Below are 19,805 nucleotides of genomic sequence, written 5' to 3' on the forward strand. Positions count from 1 at the left end.
GACCGTCATCGTCAACACGAGTTAGCGTTGTCCCCGTACGGACCAGCTTGACCCGGTTATGGATCGGGATCGAGTCAACGGCCGCACGCACGGGCCAACACGTCAACGGAAGTATTAAGCAAATAAACAGACTTATTAACTAACGAGTATGAATGAGCAGCAGCGAGATTTTCAGTGATAAAACCTTAATTCATGCATCAAATGATCATATTACTTTATAAATGGCAATATGGCGTCAAATACCCAACAACCCATGTTTTACAAAAGATGGATGCAGGTTTACGATAGACGGCAAGACGGCTAAAGCTTGCTATTTTCGCCGCATTTTCCAATGAAAAGACGGGAACCGGTGTGATCGTGAACCATATAACAAGGAGGTTTTGCCATGAATGTAATCGAAATCACGAATTTGACCAAAACGTACAGAAAATCTAGGGGAATCACGAACGTCAGCTTTCATGTGGAAGAAGGTGAAATTTTTGGATTTATCGGTCCCAACGGAGCCGGAAAATCTACGACGATCAGAACTTTATTATCTCTGATTTACCCGACTAGCGGCAAAGCCGAAATTTTTGGAAAGGATTGCATCGAGTTTGCTCCCGAAATTGCCAAACAAATTGGGTATTTGCCTTCAGAGGTTTTTTATTATGACAATATGAAGGTGATCGATCTCTTAAAATACTCGGCTAGCTTTTACAAAAAGGATTGCAACAAACGAATCAAAGAGCTAGCTGAGATCATGGATCTTGATTTGAAAAAGAAAATCGACGATTTATCGCTCGGCAACAAAAAGAAAGTCGGGATTGTCCAGGGACTGCTTCACGAACCAAAATTAATCATACTCGATGAACCGACCAGCGGCCTTGATCCGTTAATGCAGCAAAGGTTTTTCGATCTGCTTCAGATAGAGAATAAAAAGGGAGCAACCATCCTGTTTTCATCCCATATCTTAAGCGAGGTTCAACGTTTATGCGACCGGGTCGCCATCATAAAGGAAGGTGTAATCGTCACGGTCGAAAAGATCAGCACCTTAAAAGAAAACAATTATAAAAAATTCAAAATGGAAACAAAGGAAACCGCTGAGCATGCCTTCTTCAACATTGCCGGCGTGAATAATCTTACTGTTACGGAACATTCAGTAAGCTTCTTATTCAGAGGCGATATTAATAGCGTCATGAAAAAAATAGCCGAAATCGAAATCGCAAACCTATGGATTGAAGAACCGGACCTCGAGGAGATTTTTATGCACTACTACGAAAAGGAGGTCTAATCAGCGATGAATATTTTTCTGCATGAATTAAAATTTTATGGGAAATCAACGTTGATTTGGTCCGCATCCTTGGTTGCCCTGCTCGTCCTGTTCATGTCTATGTATCCGTCTATTGCAGGCGATATCGACTCGTTCAAAACACTGTTGGACGGTTATCCGGAGGCTGTGCGGAAAGCAATCGGTCTTGAAGTAGAGAATCTGGGTTCGTTGCTGGGCTTCTACGCTTATATCTATCTCTATGTATCGCTTTGCGGGGCCATTCAAGGCATGAATATCGGCATGTCCATCATTTCCAAGGAGATACGAGACAAAACGGCGGATTTTCTAATGACAAAACCTGTATCGCGATTCACCATACTAACATCCAAGATTTTGGCCGGATTGACCTCGTTAGTTGCCACAAACGTGTTTTTTTTAGCAGCAGCCAGCATTTTGTTATTTCAGGTGAAGACAGAAGAATACAACGCAGTAACCTTCTTCTTGATAACCGTCACGCTGTTTTTTGTTCAGCTTATTTTTCTTGCATTGGGCGTAGTCATATCGGTCATCGCTCGGAAAATAAAATCCGTTCTCACGCTGTCTCTTGGAACGGTGTTCTCCTTTTTCATCGTAGGCATGCTTGTATCGGCAAGCGACGATGAAGCGAAAAGGTATCTATCTCCATTTAAGTATTTCGACACGGCTGCTATTTCGAGGAGTTCCAGCTATGAACCCTCTTTCTTGCTAGCTGGTGCAGGAATCGTTTTCATATCACTCCTTATTAGCTATTTCGTTTACATCAGGAAGGATATCCACGCGGTTTAATTGCAGGGAGGAATTAGAATGAATATATTTTGGATCGAAATAAAAGCATACTCGAAATCTCTCTTTTTTTGGAGTATCGGCATTTTATTTTTAGTTGCCTCCAGTATGGGCAAATATGCGGGGTTATCGTCTTCCGGGCAATCGATGAGTGAATTAATGGGGGGCATGCCAAGATCTTTGCAAGCCCTTTTGGGCATCGGAACGCTTGATCTATCGAGGGCAAGCGGATATTATGGCGTGGTCTTTGTCTACCTAGCGTTAATGGGAACGATTCATGCCACGATGCTTGGCGCTAATATTATCGCTAAGGAAGAACGGGAAAAAACGGCCGAATTTTTGTTCGTCAGACCCGTTTCAAGAAACAAAGCGATTTTATTCAAATTATTGGCTGCGCTTGCAAATCTCGCTATCTTTAACATCGTATCTCTGGTTACTTCCCTCACGCTTGTCACGAAGTACAGCAAGGGCGAATCCGTAAGCGGCGATATAGCAATTACAATGGCGGGGATGTTAATTTTGCAGCTCTTGTTTTTGGTCATTGGATCAGCGACGGCAGCGGTCTATAACAATCCGAAGAAGGCCGTGGCATTTTCGACTGGGATACTATTGATCACCTATATGTTATCCGTTGCAATCGACCTAAACGACCATTTGAAAATTCTAAAATACCTCTCCCCTTTTAAATATTTCGAAGCGAAAAATTTGATGTATGGCGGAGGCTTCGAGGCTTCCTTCCTACTCTTGTCGATCGTCTTAATTGCCGCATTAACCGTAATCACTTTTATGTGTTTCAAAAAGAGGGATTTGCGATTGTGATGATCTGAAAAGCAAGCGCAAACGATTTATGAATGGGGGCTCACTTCAAACGACAGGAGTTTACCCCCGACGCCTGCTACAAGGGGCTGACTCATTAGGGGGTCGCTCCCTGAAGAAGCAGCTCGCACAATCGAAAAAAGAATGATTCGCATTAAACAAGCGTTGCAGAGAACTATTCTGCAACGCTTGTTTTTGATTTTGGTCTCTTGCTGATTTCTTTAAAACGGAGCATTTAAATGATTCTGAAGAAGCGTCAGCGGTCGTTTTTGTGAAGGGATTAGGGCCTCTCTTCGTTGGTTCAAAGGAATCCCTGAGCAATGGCGATGCTTCGAATTATAGCAAATGAAGGCTCGACTTATTTTGAATATAAATGCTTCAGCAGTTCCCGGTTCTTTTGGGCGAATAAATCGTTATGGGATGACACGGAGCCCCATGCCCAGGCTTCGGGCGTAATGTACTGCTTGGCGCGGTTTACCGCATTAGCGGCATCCTGGAAGGCACCGGCAATCAAGTGCAGCTTCCCTTCATGGTGCAAGATGTCCCCTGCGGCAAATAAGCCTTCTACAGTTGTTTCGCTCATTGGAGATCCCTTGATTCTCCCATTTTCATCTACCTCGATTCGAATCGCGCTATTGTCCAGCAAATTCCGATCCCGGTCGTAACCGTGGCTGATAATGACTTCATCAACCTCCAATTCAGTCTCGGCATCACTATCATGACTACGCAGCACGACTTTGGAAATAAGCTCAGGATCGACGGTAGCAACCAATCGCTGTATCGTCACGTTGAACATGCATGCAATAGAACTTTCACGCAGCCATGTCACCTGAGACTCATGTCCGTTTAACATATCCTTCCTGTAGGTCAGATACACTTTTTTCGCAATTGATTCCAACTCAATTGCCCAATCGATGGCGGAGTTTCCTCCGCCCGAGATGAGAACAACCTTGTCTTTAAAACGGGCCAGTGATTTTACCGTATAATGCAAGTTCGAAACCTCGAATCGCTCTGCTCCGTCTATTTGCAGCTTAGTCGGTTGAAAAATGCCGTATCCGACGGCTAAAATAACGGTTTTGGAGTAATGGTTCTGACCGGATGAAGTGTGCAACACAAATTGACCGTCATCATTTTTTGAAATGGAAGTCACCTTCTCGCCAAGCACGACCTCCGGTTCGAACGTCAATGCTTGCTCCGTCATCTGCTCAATGAGCAGATCACCGGGGACAGGACGCAGTCCACCTACATCCCAGATCATCTTTTCCGGATACATATGTACTTTACCGCCGAGAAAAGGCTGAAATTCGATCAGTTTCGTTTTCATCTCGCGCAAGCCGCTATAGAATGCAGCGTATAGTCCTGCGGGGCCGCCACCAACGATCGTCACATCATATAATTGATCCTCAATCATGTTCTCCCTCTACTTTCCCGCGGCTTCGATAATCCAATCAGCCAAGCTGCTTATTTGTGCTTCGACTGCAATCGGGTCGCGATACCATGACTGATTTTCATTCCAAAGATACGCTTTTCCATCCCTAATCGCCGGCAGCTTGCCCCAAATTGGATCAGCCTGAAGCTGCTCCAACGACGCTTCCGTCGTCAGAATCAAATAATCCCCGGTATATTTAGGCAGCATCTCCAGTGAAAGTTCATAATAGGAGTCGGTCAGCATATAATCAGGAACCTCCGAAGGCGGCTTCGTACCCAACATTTCATACATGATTCGGCCCCCGCGTCCTGACTTTTGTCCGAATATAAATGCCATGCCGTCATATTCTTGCATGACGGACACTGTCTCATCCTTGCCAAGAGCAGCCTGTACCTTTTCGTTCCATTCTCCTAGTTTACTCTCGAAATCAGCAATCCACTGCTCAGCGACATCCTCTTTGTCTAGCAGATCGCCGAAATAACGCATTTCCTCCTGTATGGACGTAAAGCTGTTGTACGGATTAGCTACCGTCGGTGCAATGAGCGAGTACTTGTCCACATTTTCTTTCTCGTTAATTTGGGTAATGATTAAATCCGGCTCCAATTCAAGCAGTGCTTCCAGCGATTCGCCCACATCAGTCACGCCGTCGAGCTTCCCTTTCAAATAGGGACTATTCATCAAAAAAGTTTCAGCCGAGACTGGCTGTACCCCAAGCGCTAACACGGTTCCCAAATATGCTTGCGCCGCAACACGTTGCGGATGCGCAGGCACTTCCACATCACCGACTGATGTCGTAATGGATCTCTTTTCGACGTTGGCAGGCGCCTCCGTCTCCGAGTTTGATACGTTATTCGCTGTCCGGCTTTCTGTATTTTGAATTGCCCCGTTATTTCCTCCTGTGCCTTCCGTTGCTGTCCCACAGCCCGTCGCCGCCATAGACAGACACAACAGTGCCGTCGCCAACAGATTTCTTTTCCTGCTTGCCATACCATTTCCCCCATCCGCTTGTAGTAGATAATGATTATCATTACTAATTAGATGATACATTGCCGGATGAGGTGCTGCATCAGATAAATCTAACCAATTCGTTGTATATTTCGAAACTTCAGATCGATAATTTTTGCGGTATTGCCCCGGAGTTATGCCCGATTGTTTCTTGAACATGCGATTGAAATATATATTGTCCTGATAACCAACATAATCAGCTACTTCCTGCAGCGTCGCTTCTGTATCCCTGAGCATCTTTCGCGCCAAGTCCATGCGCAGCTGAATCACATAATCAAGTGGACTGCATCCCATCTGCTCTTTGAATTTCCGGGAAACATATTGCGGGGTATAGTTCATCTGCTGGGCCAGCCGTTCCACGGAAATCACTCCGCGATAATTCCTTGCCATATAACGTATAACCTGCTCAGCCAACGAAGGCGCGCACGCATTTTCCGCCCGTTCTAGCAACGCCGCATGCGCGAAACGGATGAACTCCCCTTTTGCCTTCAACCGCCTCAATCCGTCAACCTTTCCCATGTTTTTCTTTGTGTCGAGCTGCCCATTGCCCTCGTCGCTCGCCTTTTGCCAGCCGCCAAGCATGGTTTCGAGCATCTCCAGAAATACGAGCGGTTCGGACGGCAATAACCCCCAACTTTCCTTAAACGGATTGTCAGTTTGCATCATCATATGAAACTCCCGCATGGCCGAAGCCGGCAACGAGGCATTGTATAAAATCATATATACGTCAAGCATACCGACGGATCGAACATTCAACCGTTTCCCCTTGCCGACATGCATCAAACGAAACCGCTCAGACAACCACACTTCGCCGTCCGCCCACAATTCGGCATTTCCATTAGCCGTAAATATAAATAGGCTTGACGGAGTGATATAATCAGTAATTTCGTCGCCACGTTCGATTCGTATCATCCGAACATCCAATACCCTAACGATGACTTGATTCCATAGTTGAATTTGTTCGTTGATGCTCATATTACCGCCACATAACGGACGTTAACCACCCTGTCCATTAGATCGCCCCTCCCAATGAAAATATAAAATCAGAATTTCATCTCAAAGATTATGATTTTCATTATCATCAAGATATCAACAATAACGAATTTGACCAGCTCAAGTCAAGCTGCGCATATCCTATTTCAGTCATTCCAAGCCATCATCATACTCATTTGTGCCTCAGTTTTTTGGGGCTTATCCGACGAAATGAAAAACACCTGGATAACCAGGAGTATGATGCATGACTGATATACGAAACTTTCATGTTTATGACTTTCGTCGGCTGCCGTCAATTATCCAGCCAATGGCATGGTTCAGATCTAGCGGATGTCCGATCACGATGCTCGCCCACAGAATAAAGCCGATACATGTGATAATGGCGAATGCCCATACCTCTCTCCTTTGTATTCGCGTAAATCGGAGAACTAGGAATCCGGCGGCTGAAAAGATGATATACGTCCCCAAAAGACCAATCATGTTGCACGTTCACCTCTGCTTTTGCGAAGCCAAGTAAATATTACGATTAGAACGGGGAAACCGATCCCGAACGGAACATAATAAATAAACAAATAATCATGAATCCATTTCACATTCTCTGCAATGTTGGAGTACAAAAGAGAATAAGCGGAGATAACCCCTATCAGGGGAACAGCAACAATGGCACGGTTACGTATGGTAAACACTTGGCAAATAGCGGATACAGCAAAGTAATAGATTGCACTCAACTTCACAAATACGACTAACAGCATGTTTATGGAAATGACGGATTCGAGATGTTCAAAAAAGCTGGAAAACTCCATTTCTCGAAATATCGTATACTTCGGGTATAGGAGATGGGATGATCGGTATACGCCTAGAATACCAATCGCGAAGAAAACGGAAAGCGCGATCTGGATGCCTCCAAAGACGGTTCCTCCGAGCACGGCGGTCTTTAGCTTTGTTCGAACCATGGGAAATATCATCATGCAAGCAACGGTCTCTAAGAAAGGAAAACCTAAGGCGTATTTGGTTTCAGAAAGAATGGGCCAAAAATGAAAATCGTACGGAATATGAAAATTCCGCCACTCCCATTCATTTAGCATGACCGAATAAGGAAGCCAAAATGAAACGGAAATATAGGGTACGATAAATATACTAACGAGTGATATAGCCCGTATTCCTTTCACGGCCGCATAGGCGCAAACTCCCAGAGCCATGATATGAAATACCGTCTGGGGTGTCCTTGGCATCATGGTCACATGCATATAATCACTTACATTTCTCGTTACCCAAGCAGCAATTTGGAGAAAGAAAATAATATAGCAGACGGAAATGACCGCCCCTGCGGATTTCCCGAATACACGGTTTAATATTTGTATCAGCGAAAGTCCGGGATGCTTCCCGGAGATGTAAATCCATACAAATCCAACAAGAACGCCAAAAAGCGCACCCCATAAATGAACAAGCCATCCATATTGCTTTGCATCTGAGATCGTAGCGTTTGGCATCATAATAAAAGTAGTTCCCACAACAAAACAAGTGACAAGGCAAAACATTTGGAATGGACTTAATGAAGTTTGCTCCAATATCATTCTCCTATTCGTACGGTGTGATTGTGTTGCCTAAAGTGGTGAGCTTTGAATGGACTTCGAATTCAACTTTAATGTCCTTCCATCTATTCCGTCCTTGATGCGTATCCCCGATTCCGAGCATGTCCCAGTTCTTCTGCTTCGCAAAAGTAACGAATTGTTCGCATTTTCTTTTGTATGTGCGATTAAATGCTTGTTCGACCTTCTCGATATTCTGAAGCGTTAACGCTACGTCCTGCTCATTGTTTATGATGCCTATTTTTCCATCTATTTTAATCCGAAGTCTATTCTTCGAGATCCATTTTCGTTTGATTTGTATGACACTTATTGCTGCATCAATCGTTTGGCCGTTTACGTAAAACGTTTCTTGTTTGCGGGTTGCGTAACCGTTTAAGACATAATAAGTGTTCTTGATCTCATCGTTAACCTTCCCGACCATCTTAGCCCTAATGAATACGGCTCCCCCATTAAAGGTTAAGCTCTGTTTCGAAGCATCGATATCTTCCAGACGATCCGATAGAGATGCTGAATCATCTCCTTTATACTGAATAATGGGAATAATGGTCGGTCTGCTAAAAGGAATGCCTTCTACGAGATCATTCAATCTTGTCGGTAATTTGTTAATGCCGAGCCTTCTTGCATGCCAATCCAATAATAAACGTATATTTCTCCCCGGTACCCGGTCTAATAGCGTAAACGTATTTATTACTTTGGAAACGGGATCTTCCGATACGATCGCATAAACATTCGTTCTGCGCTCTTTATAGTTTTCCAAATAATTGGCCATTTTTAATAAACCTCCCCTTGCCATTCGTTCCGATACGACATAACACTGCAGATGCGAGGTGTACAAATTTCTAGACATGACTGACCCGGTTTTCTCCAGCATGCTTCCCATTGTCGGTGCTGAAACCGCAAACGTGTAAACGGCTGCTTTAGACGGGCCTGTTCTTCGAGCTTCGATGCTAGGTGGATTGAGGATTTGATAATAGGCATTGAACATGCCTTTGTCATCCCTGTCTATGGCGATCATGTCGACGATAGCCAATTGGTTAATCTCTTTCATGTCCCAACATCCTGAGCAAAACAGCAAGATGGAAATAATAATAAGTTTTTTCTTCATCATGAATCTCCCGTTACTCATTCCCTTTTCTCCGATGCCGGTTCATAAGTGGCCGGTTTATACGGATAAAGGTGTCTCTCCAATTCGAAAACTTTAGAGGTGCCAGCGGCGCAAAATAAGGAACGCCCATAGAACGAAGGGATACTAAATGGATGAGCAGAACAAAAACGCCGCACATCACGCCAAACAACCCTAACAGGCTGGCTAAAAACATGAATCCGAATTGAATCAGCCGCTGTGCGATACCAAATCCATAATTCGGGGCAACAAAATTAGCGATCGCGGTTAACGATACGACTATGACCATTGCCGCCGACACGATACCTGCCTCGACCGCAGCTTGTCCAAGCACCAAAGCTCCAACAATGGATATCGCTTGACCGGATATTCTTGGCATACGCAGCCCGGCTTCCCGAAGAACTTCGAATATGACCATCATCGCGAAAGCTTCTACCACCCCAGGAAACGGGACTCCTTCCCTTTGGGAGGCTAGGTTCGCCAACATCGACGAGGGAAGCAGGTCTTGGTGATAGGATGAAACGGAAATATATAAGGAAGGAGTAAATACGGAAATAACAAAAGCCAGCATGCGGAGCCATCGCAATACGGTAGCGATGTCAGCTCTTTGGTAGTAGTCCTCAGACGTAGAAAATGACTGAAAAAACGTAGTAGGACCTGCTAGTACATTAGGCGACCCGTCCGTAATGATGGCTGCTTGTCCCTCGAGTAGTTTTGCAACAATAGCATCAGGCCGCTCTGATGATGTGAATTGAGGAAATGGAGTCAATGTCTTGTCCTGAATAAATTCTTCTATATAGGCGCTCTCGAGAATGCTGTCGGTTTGAATTGCATGCAGTCTGCTGCGAAATTCATTAATTAAGGCAGAGTCAGCAATACCGCGCATATAGATCAAACAGACCGTTGTATTGCTTTCACTGCCAATTATCATATCCTCAATCACCAATTTTTCGCTCTTTAGTCGTTTACGAATGAGCGAAATATTACGTGAGTAATCCTCCACGAAACCTTCACGCGGTCCTCTGACCACGGATTCTGTTTCAGGCTCGGTTATGCTGCGTTGTTCTTGTTTGCGGACATTAATGGAGATGGCATGTTGTCCGGCAAATACGACAATACATTGGCCTTCCAATAATTCTTTAATGCACGAATCCGCCCCGCTCACTTCTTTTATTTCCGCTTGCATGAATGCAGACACTAACCATTGAGAAGGCTTTTGGCCATTCTGAAGCGGGGAATGAGGCGTCAATATGCCTGAGATGACCAATTCATCGACCAGCTTTTGATCCGTTATGGTAGACAAATACATACAGGTTAGTTCGAGCTGCTCTTGCACGCAATAGTTTTTTATCACGAGGTCAGGTGAAGCGTTCAGCCTTGTCTGAATGATCGTCGAGAAATGTTGTATTTGCTGATCCATCCGTAATCCCCCCTGTTTTCCCTAAGGATTGCCATCTGGATTTCTTTTATTCAACCATTCCATAAACAAGTTCTCGACCTTTACAGGACAAAAAAATTTTGGGTTATTCATATAAATACGTCGTTGCTGGATTCAGAATCAAAATGGCAGCGTCGTCGGGGAGCTATAGACCAAAATCAAAAAGCGATGCAGGATAATCCTCTGCAACGCTTTTTCATGGAATATTCTGCTTGTTTTTGATTGTGCGAGCTGTTTCTTCAGCGAGCGGACCCCTTTTGAGTCAGCCTCTTGCTTACTGAACAATATTTTGCGGCTCCCTACATGTGCTTGGTTCTTTATTGCTCCTGCGTACCTGAGTCCGTCGTACCTTGCGGGGCAGCCTCAGGGACCATGCCATCAGTTGGAGGCTGACCGCCCTGGCCTCTCATAGGACGCTCACCGCCACCCATTCCGCCTCTTCCTCCGCCCATGCCCATGCCGCTCTGAGCAGTCGTTACGCCAGATTCGTTTACCCAAGTTACAGTGCTCGCAATCTCGAAGCTGACCATTTTTGTACCGCCCTTATACTCGCCGCCTTCATATAGGCCGTTCGTTTCGGTGCCTGTAGACGAGCCGCCCGTGAAGAATGTGTACGTGCTGCCCTGCTTCAGGTCAGGAGAGCTAATCATGACCGATTGGAACGTCTTTAATGGAGCGACAGTCGCGATCGCGGTTCCTTCGCTGTCCTCGAGGCGTACGATCGTTCCAGCTTCCAGTGCCTGCGGGAAGGTCATGAGTACCGATTGCTGCGTCGACGTATCCGAAGTCGATTGCACCATGCCTGAGCTGCCCGCGGCAATCAGGTAGCCGCCCGTCATATCGAAAGTGCCGTCGTAATCAAGTGAGCCGTTGCCAGCATTGGTAGGTCCGCTAACGGTAACCGTGCCGCCGCTCATCTTAATTGAACCGTTGGAGTCGAGTCCGTCACCGGTTGCGTTCACGTAATACGTGCCTCCGGTAATCGTCAGCATGTGCGTTCCCTCGGTAATCGTATTCTGGCCCTCGCGTCCGTTCACTGAAGAACCATCGTTTCCGCCTCCTACGTTTATGCCGTCGTCGGATGCCGTTACTGTTGCTTCGCCGCCCGCCAGCGTAATGACGGAGCCTTCGATGCCTTCGTAGCTCTTCGTAATGTTGATCTTTCCGCCAGCGATCGTAACCGCCGTATCCGCATGGATGCCGTCATCACCGGTAGTGAGCGTGAGCTCGCCGCCAGCTATCGTCAGATTGCCATTGCTGTGGACGGAGTCGTCCGCAGCATCGATTTTGAACGTACCGCCTCCTATCTGAATATCGGCACCTGCTTTCAGTCCTTTAGCACTTGTAGATGCTTCTTCGGTTGCCGTCGCAACCGCATCGGTCGCCGTGCTTTCCGCATTTGGCGCTGCCTGTTGACTGCCGCCCCAGCCGCCGCGCTCTTCGGCATGCGTCACTCCGTTTACGCTTCCGCCGCCAGTGATGAGCGAGAACGTACCGCCATTAACAAGCATTGAGGTTTCCGCTTGAATCGCATCATTGCCGGATGTGATGTCGAACAATCCGCCGCCGATGGCAATAATGCCTTTGCCTTCTTCTTCTGCATTGGTCGCTTTTACGCCGTCACCGCCTGCTTCAACCGTCAGTTTCACCCCTTCCAGAACAGCTATGCGGTCTTTACCCATTACGCCGTCGTCGATTGCCTTAACCGCGATCGTGCCTGATACGAGCTTCAAGTCGTCCCTGCTGTTGATGCCATTGTTAAAGTTGCCCTCTACCGTGAGCTTACCCGTTCCGTTTATCGTCAGGTCAGCCTTGCTGTACAAGGCTGCGTTCGGCTCTTCGGCGGTTGCATCGGCATAGACGTAGTTTGTGCCGTCCGACAGTTTGTTTTCCGTCCCGTCTTGCAGAGTCACAACCACCTTGCCTGCTTCCACGATATACAGCGGAGCACTGTCGTTATCGTGCAGCTCCAAGCCGTTTAGGACCAAGTGTACCGTGCCGTCCGGCGCGTTCACCGTCAACTGCCCGTCGTTCAGTGTGCCGCTTAATACGTATGTGCCGGCTTCCGTTATGCTCACCGAACCGCCTTCGCCTGCCGTGGCTCCTGCTCCTGCCACGCTGGCCGATGTGCCATTATAGACAATCTTCGTCGAGCTTTCTTCGCTCCACTCCGTGTCGTAGTCTTCATCGTCGAACTCTACGAGATCGTCCATTGACAGTGTGGTTGTCGCAACCGCTGCCGTCTCCGCCTGCGGGTTCGTTGAAGCGGTCTCTACGACCGCCCCATTGCTTGATGACGCTGGGTTATTGCTGCCATTGCTGCAGGCCGAAGCCAGCAGAACCGTACACAAAGCAACTACGCCTACAAAATGTTTTAAATTCGTCTTTTTCATATCGATCTTCCTTCCAAATTGTAATGGTTGTTGCATTATTCTGCCGTAGCCGTAGGGAGCATCGTCAAGGACAAATCCAAGTTGCCATTGCGGCATCGGAACGCGTCGAGGAATTCCTTCTGGTTTGTGTTCTGACCCAACGTGACGGTGTAGACAAGCTCATACAAGCTGCCCAGCTCGGTCGTGCGAATCTTTTTCAGTTCATAGGCAACGCCGAACGTAGCGAATACTTCGTCGAATGCTTCTTCGTAGCCAAGGCTTTCCGGAATCGTTACTTTAAGCAGTTTCTGAGCCGACTTTCTGGCTCCGAAGTTGGTTTTACTCAAGATGAACATCAAAGCGCAAAGAATTAAAGTGAACAATACCGCGTAGCCAAAGGCGCCTACGCCGCAAGCCAGACCGGCCGCCATCGTGAACAGGACGTAAGCAATATCCTTTGGATCGCCGGGTGCGCTTCGGAACCGGATGATCGAGAAGGCTCCAGCAAGACTGAATGCTCGGGCGATATTGCTGCCAATCAGAAGAATAATAATGGCGACGATTGTGGGCAGAATGATCATGGTTAGCGTGAAATTTTGCGAATAACCTATCGTGCTGGTTTTCATGTAAGTGAAGCTGATAATGGCGCCGAGAGCGATAGCGGTCAGGATCGTGACGATCGAACTGCCAAGCGTCATTGTGGCAGTCGCAGTCGTAGGATTAAATAAGGATTCGAAATCAAACATAGAGTACACGCTCTCTTTCTATAAATGGTGTTAGTTGCGTCGACTGCGCGGCTGGTGCTGCTTGCGTCCGCATCGTCGGTCGCTCGCTGCCGTATCTTACCGACTTCTTGTATTCGTTGCCGTATTTCGAGAAGCTAGTGCGGTACAATCCATGCTCCGATAAAAGCCGCGACAGCCAAAGCGGAATCGTATTTTCCGCTTTTATTTCCATCAGCCACTTGTTGGCCGGGTCGAGAAGCTGGCCATGATCGCCAAGCTCCAGTCCGAGGTCATACCGGCGATGGCGGATGTTCGTGTCGAACGTGATGCGCAGGTCTCTGCTCACCTTGCTGAACATCGCCTTTCGTTCGTATGCTAGATAAACCTTCGGCTCGAGCTCGTAGCGGCATAGGAAATATTTGATTTCCTCGATCACCTGCTTGTTCATGTAAGGCTGTAACGCTGGGTTGATCCCGGTTCGAACGAACTCGTACGCTTCGCGCAACTGCAGTCCCGTCCTACGTTTGTTTACGAGACCGAACACCTTCTTCTTCATCTCCAGGTACACCTTCGCGTCGCCGCTTGGCACGCCGTACGCTCTCAGCCGCAGCTTCTCCTTGTATTTCGGCTTCGACAGGCTCGTCCGGATGAGCGAATCATGCGGAGTATCAAAGTAAAGGTTGCTGATCGAATAAAATTCATGCTGCTTGTTATAAGCGTCAAGCTCCATATTTTCAAGAAGGTCGTTATAAAACCGAAGGTACGCGTCTTGTTCCAGCAAGTATTTGTTTTCGTATCGGTTGAACACCTCAATAGCCATCCTCGTATCATTCCTTTCCAACGTTTGCTGTGATCTCGTCTCTCATGTCTGTATCTTAGTCCCCCAACCTTGAATGAATCTTAAATCGATTTACATTTTCTTAAAAAAATCGAGCTTCCTATATATAGCGACCGGAAGTGCCCGGGTGAAAACAGTTAAGGTTGGTTAAAGGTTCGCTTGCTATAATGGGGATAGCAAAACTAGAAAACGGCAAAGGATGAACAACCGATGCGAATTTTGATCGCGGAAGACGAAATACATTTGGCGGAAGCCTTATCCCAACTATTGAAGAAGCAGAACTATTCCGTGGATGTCGTCCACGATGGCAGGTCCGCTTACGATTACGCGCTGAGTGGCATTTACGATCTCCTGCTGCTCGATGTTATGATGCCGGAGATGGACGGCTTTGCCGTGCTCCGCAAGCTGAGGGGCGATGGCGAGGCGACGCCGGTCATCCTGCTCACGGCCAAAGGCGAAATTACGGATAAAGTTACCGGACTCGATTACGGCGCGGATGACTATATCGCCAAACCGTTCTCGACCGAGGAGCTGATGGCACGCATACGCGCTGCGCTGAGGCGCAAGGGAGAGGTCGTCCCGGAGGACGCCTTGACGTTCGGGGATATCGAGCTGAATACGTCGCTATTGAAGCTTTCTGTCAAGGGCAAGGAGTTGAAGCTGAATTTGAAGGAATGTGAGCTGCTTGAGCTGCTTGTGACACGTAAGCTTGCCGTCACGTCGAAGGAGCAAATTATCGAAAAGCTGTGGGGCTTCGATTCGAACGCGGAATACAACAATGCGGAGGTGTACATTTCGTTCCTGCGGAAGAAGCTGGCCTTCCTCCATTCATCCGTGAAGATTGCAACGATCAGGGGCGTTGGATACATTCTAGAGGTGACGGAGTAAGATGTTCAAAAAACTTAAAAATCGCTTTCTCCTGCTGAACCTGATCACGATCACCGTCATGATGCTCGCTGCGTTCACGGCCATTTATGCCATCACCTATCAAGACGTGAAACGCGACATCAACATGGAGCTTCACCAAGTTTCGGAATTTTACCATAAACAGCAAGACGGACCTAGAAAGTTCGAACCGGTCGATGAGGGTGCATTGCCTCCCGATGAGTTCCAAGGCGAGCCGCCTGCAGGCATGAAAGACGACGGCTGGCGCCCCGAACGGACTGTATCGTTCAAGCTGGAAACGGACAGCACCGGCACGTTAACGAGCACCGACTCGCGGTTTGACATGGAGGAGTCCTTCTACCAAGAGGCACTCGGAGAGGCGCTTGCAACGGGGAAAACGACCAGCCAACTCAAACTGGACGGCAATGAATGGGCGTTTATCGTTCAATCAACCTCAGCTGCCGGCAAAATGCTCGTCTTTACGGATATCACCGCGCAGCAGGGTATTTTAACGAATTTGATTTATACGTTCGGGGCCGTCGCTCTCGTTATGCTCGTCTTCATTTATTTCATCAGCCGTTATTTTGCCAGCCGTTCGATTGCTCCGGTTAAGGAGGCTTTCGAGAAACAGAAGCAGTTTATCGCCAATGCTTCACACGAGTTGAAGACGCCTCTTGCGGTCATTCAGACCAATGCGGATGTGCTGCTTGCCAACAGCGAGGATACGATCGCGAACCAAGCCAAGTGGCTGCATGTCATTAAGCAGGAGACGCTGCGCATGGCCAAGCTAACAGGCGATCTCCTTTATCTGACCGAAATGGAGGACTCGCGTTCCGCCATGATGCATGCCGAGTTTGACCTGAGCGAAGCGGTGGAGACGATTATGCTGACGATGGAAGCCGTTATTTTCGAGAAGGAGCTTCAACTCGAATATGATATTGAGCCCGGGCTGACAGTGAATGGCAGCAGCGAGCAGATCAAGCAGGTCATGATGATCTTGCTCGATAATGCCATCAAATACGCGGGACCGCGCGGATTAATCGAGATTGTGCTGAAGAAACAGCATCACGATGTCGTCCTTTCGCTCACCAATACGGGCGAAGGCATTGCCACGGAGCACTTGCACCGCATCTTTGACCGATTCTATCGGACGGACTCCTCCCGTACCCGCACACAAGGCGGCCATGGACTTGGTCTGTCTATTGCCAAAACCATCGTCGATCAGCACGACGGTAAGCTTTACGCGAAAAGCGAGCTTGGGAAATCGACGACTTTCTATCTGCATCTGAGCTAGATGCCCTGGCAATGAAAAAAATCCCTTACGGCCGCTTGAGCGGTCGCAAGGGATTTTTGATGAGCAATGGCGATCGGAAGAATAGTTAAATATGCAATTTGCCGTTTAAGCTGAACAACAATGATATTATATCGTCAATCTACTGACTTATGGGACAGCCCTTTTTACGCTTGCTTTTTGTAAGCCCTCATGGCAAAGAAATAGGCTACGAGCAAAATCCCTACACACCATGCAAGAGCGACCCATATATCATTGCCCACCGGCTGACCGGACAGCAGCGCACGGATAGCTTCCACGATAGAGGTTACCGGCTGGTTTTCGGCAAAAGCACGAACGACCGATGGCATAGACTCGGTCGGCACGAACGCCGAGCTGATAAACGGAAGGAAGATAAGCGGATAGGAAAAGGCACTTGCGCCTTCAACCGATTTTGCGGACAGTCCGGCAATCGCCGCAACCCAAGTTAATGCCAGTGTAAACAAGACGAGTATGCCTGCTACCGCAAGCCATGGCAGCAGCCCCGCCGACGAACGAAAGCCCATAATAAGCGCTACGATAATGATGACGACAATTGAGATGAGATTGGATACCACCGAGGTGAGCACATGCCCCCACAATACGGCGGAACGCGAAATCGGCATGGAATGGAACCGCTCAATGATGCCCCGCTGCTTATCCAAAAACAGGCGGTAAGACGTATAAGCTATTCCGCTTGCAATTGCAATCAACAGAATTCCGGGCAACAGGTAGTTCACGTAGTTATCCGTACCCGTTTGGATTGCGCCGCCAAACACATAGACGAACAGCAGCATCATCGCAATCGGAGTGAGGCAGACCGTGAAGATGGTATCCATGCTTCGAAAAATATGTCGCATGGAGCGTCCAAGCATGACGTTCATGTCGCTGAAAAAATGGCTATTCATTATTTCTTTCCTCCTTTTTACCGATGATTGCGAGGAATATCTCCTCCAAAGATGGCTGTTTCTCCACATACTCCACCTTTGCGGGCGGGTACAGCCTTTTCAGCTCCTCAAACGTGCCACCCGCAATAATTCTGCCTTCGTGCAAAATGGCAATCCGGTCGGCAAGTTGTTCAGCCTCATCCAAATACTGAGTAGTCAGGAATACCGTCGTTCCACCGTTGGCTAGCTCCTTGACAATCTTCCAAGCCTCGATGCGCGCCTCGGGATCAAGCCCTGTGGTTGGCTCATCGAGGAAAATGATATGCGGTTTTCCTATAAGACTCATGGCGATGTCGAGCCTGCGGCGCATACCGCCCGAATAAGTAGACGCCTTGCGGTCGGCGGCGTCCGCGAGTCCGAATCGTTTCAGCAAATCGTCCGCAACTTGGCGAGGATTTTTAAGATGACGCAGCTTGGCGATCATGATCAGATTTTCCCGTCCGGTCAATATTTCGTCCACCGCGGCGAATTGTCCGGTCAGACTGATCGCCTGCCTTACATTGTCAGCTTTAGACACTACATCGAATCCGTTTACGGTAGCGGTTCCGCTGTCCGGTTTGAGCAGCGTGGCGAGTATTTTGACAATCGTGGTCTTACCCGCCCCGTTGGAGCCGAGCAACGCGAAAATACTGCCCTTTTCCACCTCGAAATCGACGCCTTTCAAGACTTGATGCTGCTTGTAGGACTTTTGCAGTCCAACGACTTGAATCGAATGATTAGGCATAACTTCTCCTCCTTATCGAATAGTAACCTTAGACAAATTTGCCCCCATGCCTTTAAGTGCGGCATAAGTCAGCTTATCCATGACTGCGTCGTCAAAGCATATGGTTTTGATGGAACGATAATACTTATTGGTCAATGAAAAATACGCCTGAAAAGAAACATTTTTAAATGTTGCGCCCCTAAACGAAACGTCGTGCAATGCCGACTTGTCAAATTTAACGCCGATAAAGGTTTGCCCATCTAAACGCTGCCCGCTCAGGTCGGAATACGTAAAGTTAACGCCGTCAAAGATACACCGTTCAAAGATTGTTTTTCTAAGGTCGATCTTGGTTAGCGTGACGTCGGTCAGTCTTGCGCCTGTGAATTTGGCTCCCTCCATCCCGGAAACGCCGAAGCTGGTACGTACAAGAATCGATTCATTGAAGCTCGCATCCGTTAGGTCTAGGGAGGAAAAGCTGCAATCAGTCAGATTCGCCCCGTCAAAATTCGCTTCACGCGAGTCGCTCGTCTTAAACGAACTGCCGGTCAAGTCTGCGCCTGAAAAGTCGGAACCGCGTAACGCGCTTGAATGAAATTGTCCTTTATGCGCAGTAACGCCTGCGAAGTCGCTCTTTGACAAGTTGCTCGCGTTAAAGTTTATCAGTAACTGCCTCTCCAGCGACCTCGAGAGATTGGCGACTTCGAGAATCGTTTCCTCGATGTCTCCGATGCCTTCAATGGTCAGTTGAAACGCCGTTTCATCATCTTTGCCTTCGGCTTTAAGTTCACGGTATTTCTCTTGCAAATCGGAGAGCAGATCGGCTTTTAATTCGGTGACGCTTTTTACCCCATCGTATGGAGTAAATACGCCGTCCAAATATTTCGTCAATTTCTGATTCATCTCATCAATCCCCTTATAATAAATTTTCAAGTACACGCTGTGCGTACTCCCAGTTGTTTTTGTTACGGCCGTAAGTTTCCTTGCCCTTTTCGGTAATTCTAAAATATTTGCGTCGGCCGCCTTGCGATTCGTCACCCCAATACCACTCGATATCGCCGTCAACCTCTAGTCGTCGAACACTGGAATACATGGTTGCTTCTTTTAGTTCATACTCACCGCCTGAACGCTCCGCAATCAACTTTACAATCTCGTATCCATAGCGGTCTGCTTCGGATAAGAGTCGCAATATCATCGTGTCGGTATGTCCGCGCAGCAGGTCGGATGTAATTTTGTTCTCACTCATTTAATCACCCCGCTACTGTATAATACGACATACTACTATGACTGTCAAGGTACTATTGCGATCAAAATACACAATTGGGCAAGATTGTAGGAATCCGGTTTCCGGTTATTATCATCGAACTTTGAATAGAACTTGATAACAAAAAAAATGCCGCAATATTTGCGGCATTTAATGTGACTGCAATTATCTGAATGATAGCAGACTGCCGGAAGAAACCTTCTCCGGCAGTCGCGAAACTAATGAGTAGTATGCTTTTCTTCATATTCGCTGGACAATTCCTTAAGCGATTTGATTTTGCCATGGGGATGCTGTTCTAGGA

18 protein-coding genes are annotated in these 19,805 nt (G+C 47.5%); 5 read left to right on the forward strand and 13 right to left on the reverse strand.

Going from position 1 to position 19,805, the window contains the following annotated elements:
- Positions 1–385: 385 nt before the first annotated feature.
- Genes AC0YN3_RS03920 through AC0YN3_RS03930 form a run of 3 tightly spaced genes read left to right on the forward strand, consistent with a single transcriptional unit; the run spans position 386 to position 2,890 of the window.
- Positions 386–1,270 (forward strand): ABC transporter ATP-binding protein, encoded by an 885-nt coding sequence (locus tag AC0YN3_RS03920; RefSeq protein ID WP_475773783.1) that lies wholly within the window; start codon positions 386–388, stop codon positions 1,268–1,270.
- 6 nt (positions 1,271–1,276) lie between these two features.
- The gene (locus tag AC0YN3_RS03925; RefSeq protein WP_475773784.1) at positions 1,277–2,074 is read left to right on the forward strand and encodes an ABC transporter permease subunit; all 798 of its coding nucleotides are present in this window, start codon (positions 1,277–1,279) and stop codon (positions 2,072–2,074) included.
- A gap of 18 nt (positions 2,075–2,092) precedes the next feature.
- Positions 2,093–2,890, forward strand: coding sequence for an ABC transporter permease subunit (locus AC0YN3_RS03930; protein WP_475773785.1), 798 nt, complete (start codon positions 2,093–2,095; stop codon positions 2,888–2,890).
- 355 nt (positions 2,891–3,245) lie between these two features.
- On the opposite strand, the gene AC0YN3_RS03935 is transcribed toward AC0YN3_RS03930, so the two are convergent.
- From AC0YN3_RS03935 to AC0YN3_RS03975, 9 genes are all read right to left on the reverse strand, one after another.
- On the reverse strand, positions 3,246–4,298 hold the full coding sequence (locus tag AC0YN3_RS03935) for an NAD(P)/FAD-dependent oxidoreductase (protein WP_475773786.1): 1,053 nt from the start codon (positions 4,296–4,298) through the stop codon (positions 3,246–3,248).
- A 9-nt stretch (positions 4,299–4,307) separates the two neighbouring features.
- Positions 4,308–6,296 carry an AraC family transcriptional regulator gene (locus AC0YN3_RS03940; protein WP_475773787.1) on the reverse strand — a complete coding sequence of 663 codons (1,989 nt, stop codon included), beginning with the start codon at positions 6,294–6,296 and terminating at the stop codon, positions 4,308–4,310.
- Positions 6,297–6,584: 288 nt separating this feature from the next.
- Entirely contained in the window at positions 6,585–6,794 is a 210-nt protein-coding gene (locus tag AC0YN3_RS03945) for a hypothetical protein (RefSeq protein WP_475773788.1), read from the reverse strand.
- The gene (locus AC0YN3_RS03950) at positions 6,791–7,888 is read right to left on the reverse strand and encodes a GerAB/ArcD/ProY family transporter (RefSeq protein ID WP_475773789.1); all 1,098 of its coding nucleotides are present in this window, start codon (positions 7,886–7,888) and stop codon (positions 6,791–6,793) included. Before AC0YN3_RS03950 ends, AC0YN3_RS03945 begins: the two co-directional genes overlap by 4 nt.
- A gap of 4 nt (positions 7,889–7,892) precedes the next feature.
- The gene (locus AC0YN3_RS03955) at positions 7,893–9,029 is read right to left on the reverse strand and encodes a Ger(x)C family spore germination protein (RefSeq protein ID WP_475773790.1); all 1,137 of its coding nucleotides are present in this window, start codon (positions 9,027–9,029) and stop codon (positions 7,893–7,895) included.
- The gene (locus AC0YN3_RS03960) at positions 9,022–10,446 is read right to left on the reverse strand and encodes a spore germination protein (RefSeq protein WP_475773791.1); all 1,425 of its coding nucleotides are present in this window, start codon (positions 10,444–10,446) and stop codon (positions 9,022–9,024) included. Before AC0YN3_RS03960 ends, AC0YN3_RS03955 begins: the two co-directional genes overlap by 8 nt.
- Before the next feature lie 335 nt (positions 10,447–10,781).
- A complete protein-coding gene (locus AC0YN3_RS03965) occupies positions 10,782–12,857 on the reverse strand; it encodes a carbohydrate-binding domain-containing protein (protein WP_475773792.1) in 2,076 nt (691 codons plus the stop codon).
- Positions 12,858–12,892: 35 nt separating this feature from the next.
- Positions 12,893–13,582, reverse strand: a complete 690-nt coding sequence (locus AC0YN3_RS03970; protein ID WP_475773793.1) for a DUF4956 domain-containing protein — start codon at positions 13,580–13,582, stop codon at positions 12,893–12,895.
- Positions 13,575–14,381: a VTC domain-containing protein gene (locus tag AC0YN3_RS03975; protein WP_475773794.1), complete on the reverse strand. Its 807-nt coding sequence runs from the start codon at positions 14,379–14,381 to the stop codon at positions 13,575–13,577. The genes AC0YN3_RS03970 and AC0YN3_RS03975 overlap by 8 nt, the downstream gene beginning before the upstream one ends.
- Before the next feature lie 228 nt (positions 14,382–14,609).
- Between AC0YN3_RS03975 and AC0YN3_RS03980 the strand changes: the two genes are divergently transcribed.
- Together AC0YN3_RS03980 and AC0YN3_RS03985 are read left to right on the forward strand one after the other, a co-directional pair.
- Positions 14,610–15,287 carry a response regulator transcription factor gene (locus AC0YN3_RS03980; RefSeq protein WP_475773795.1) on the forward strand — a complete coding sequence of 226 codons (678 nt, stop codon included), beginning with the start codon at positions 14,610–14,612 and terminating at the stop codon, positions 15,285–15,287.
- Position 15,288: 1 nt separating this feature from the next.
- Positions 15,289–16,578, forward strand: coding sequence for a sensor histidine kinase (locus tag AC0YN3_RS03985; RefSeq protein WP_475773796.1), 1,290 nt, complete (start codon positions 15,289–15,291; stop codon positions 16,576–16,578).
- A 164-nt stretch (positions 16,579–16,742) separates the two neighbouring features.
- Here the strand turns inward: AC0YN3_RS03985 and AC0YN3_RS03990 are convergent, their stop codons facing one another.
- The 4 genes from AC0YN3_RS03990 to AC0YN3_RS04005 are packed head-to-tail and all read right to left on the reverse strand — an operon-like array spanning position 16,743 to position 19,486.
- Positions 16,743–17,501, reverse strand: a complete 759-nt coding sequence (locus tag AC0YN3_RS03990) for an ABC transporter permease (RefSeq protein WP_475773797.1) — start codon at positions 17,499–17,501, stop codon at positions 16,743–16,745.
- Positions 17,494–18,264: an ABC transporter ATP-binding protein gene (locus AC0YN3_RS03995; RefSeq protein ID WP_475773798.1), complete on the reverse strand. Its 771-nt coding sequence runs from the start codon at positions 18,262–18,264 to the stop codon at positions 17,494–17,496. The genes AC0YN3_RS03990 and AC0YN3_RS03995 overlap by 8 nt, the downstream gene beginning before the upstream one ends.
- A gap of 12 nt (positions 18,265–18,276) precedes the next feature.
- Positions 18,277–19,143 (reverse strand): pentapeptide repeat-containing protein, encoded by an 867-nt coding sequence (locus AC0YN3_RS04000; protein ID WP_475773799.1) that lies wholly within the window; start codon positions 19,141–19,143, stop codon positions 18,277–18,279.
- 13 nt (positions 19,144–19,156) lie between these two features.
- A complete protein-coding gene (locus AC0YN3_RS04005; RefSeq protein WP_475773800.1) occupies positions 19,157–19,486 on the reverse strand; it encodes a PadR family transcriptional regulator in 330 nt (109 codons plus the stop codon).
- Positions 19,487–19,805 lie beyond the last annotated feature (319 nt).

The organism is Paenibacillus sp. J22R232 (assembly GCF_056269165.1).

Coding starts and splice junctions, on each gene's coding strand:
- AC0YN3_RS03920 (WP_475773783.1), top strand. CDS start 386: ATGAATGTAATCGAAATCACGAATTTGACCAAAACGTACAGAAAATCT.
- AC0YN3_RS03925 (WP_475773784.1), top strand. CDS start 1,277: ATGAATATTTTTCTGCATGAATTAAAATTTTATGGGAAATCAACGTTG.
- AC0YN3_RS03930 (WP_475773785.1), top strand. CDS start 2,093: ATGAATATATTTTGGATCGAAATAAAAGCATACTCGAAATCTCTCTTT.
- AC0YN3_RS03935 (WP_475773786.1), bottom strand. CDS start 4,298: ATGATTGAGGATCAATTATATGATGTGACGATCGTTGGTGGCGGCCCC.
- AC0YN3_RS03940 (WP_475773787.1), bottom strand. CDS start 6,296: ATGAGCATCAACGAACAAATTCAACTATGGAATCAAGTCATCGTTAGG.
- AC0YN3_RS03945 (WP_475773788.1), bottom strand. CDS start 6,794: ATGATTGGTCTTTTGGGGACGTATATCATCTTTTCAGCCGCCGGATTC.
- AC0YN3_RS03950 (WP_475773789.1), bottom strand. CDS start 7,888: ATGATATTGGAGCAAACTTCATTAAGTCCATTCCAAATGTTTTGCCTT.
- AC0YN3_RS03955 (WP_475773790.1), bottom strand. CDS start 9,029: ATGAGTAACGGGAGATTCATGATGAAGAAAAAACTTATTATTATTTCC.
- AC0YN3_RS03960 (WP_475773791.1), bottom strand. CDS start 10,446: ATGGATCAGCAAATACAACATTTCTCGACGATCATTCAGACAAGGCTG.
- AC0YN3_RS03965 (WP_475773792.1), bottom strand. CDS start 12,857: ATGAAAAAGACGAATTTAAAACATTTTGTAGGCGTAGTTGCTTTGTGT.
- AC0YN3_RS03970 (WP_475773793.1), bottom strand. CDS start 13,582: ATGTTTGATTTCGAATCCTTATTTAATCCTACGACTGCGACTGCCACA.
- AC0YN3_RS03975 (WP_475773794.1), bottom strand. CDS start 14,381: ATGGCTATTGAGGTGTTCAACCGATACGAAAACAAATACTTGCTGGAA.
- AC0YN3_RS03980 (WP_475773795.1), top strand. CDS start 14,610: ATGCGAATTTTGATCGCGGAAGACGAAATACATTTGGCGGAAGCCTTA.
- AC0YN3_RS03985 (WP_475773796.1), top strand. CDS start 15,289: ATGTTCAAAAAACTTAAAAATCGCTTTCTCCTGCTGAACCTGATCACG.
- AC0YN3_RS03990 (WP_475773797.1), bottom strand. CDS start 17,501: ATGAATAGCCATTTTTTCAGCGACATGAACGTCATGCTTGGACGCTCC.
- AC0YN3_RS03995 (WP_475773798.1), bottom strand. CDS start 18,264: ATGCCTAATCATTCGATTCAAGTCGTTGGACTGCAAAAGTCCTACAAG.
- AC0YN3_RS04000 (WP_475773799.1), bottom strand. CDS start 19,143: ATGAATCAGAAATTGACGAAATATTTGGACGGCGTATTTACTCCATAC.
- AC0YN3_RS04005 (WP_475773800.1), bottom strand. CDS start 19,486: ATGAGTGAGAACAAAATTACATCCGACCTGCTGCGCGGACATACCGAC.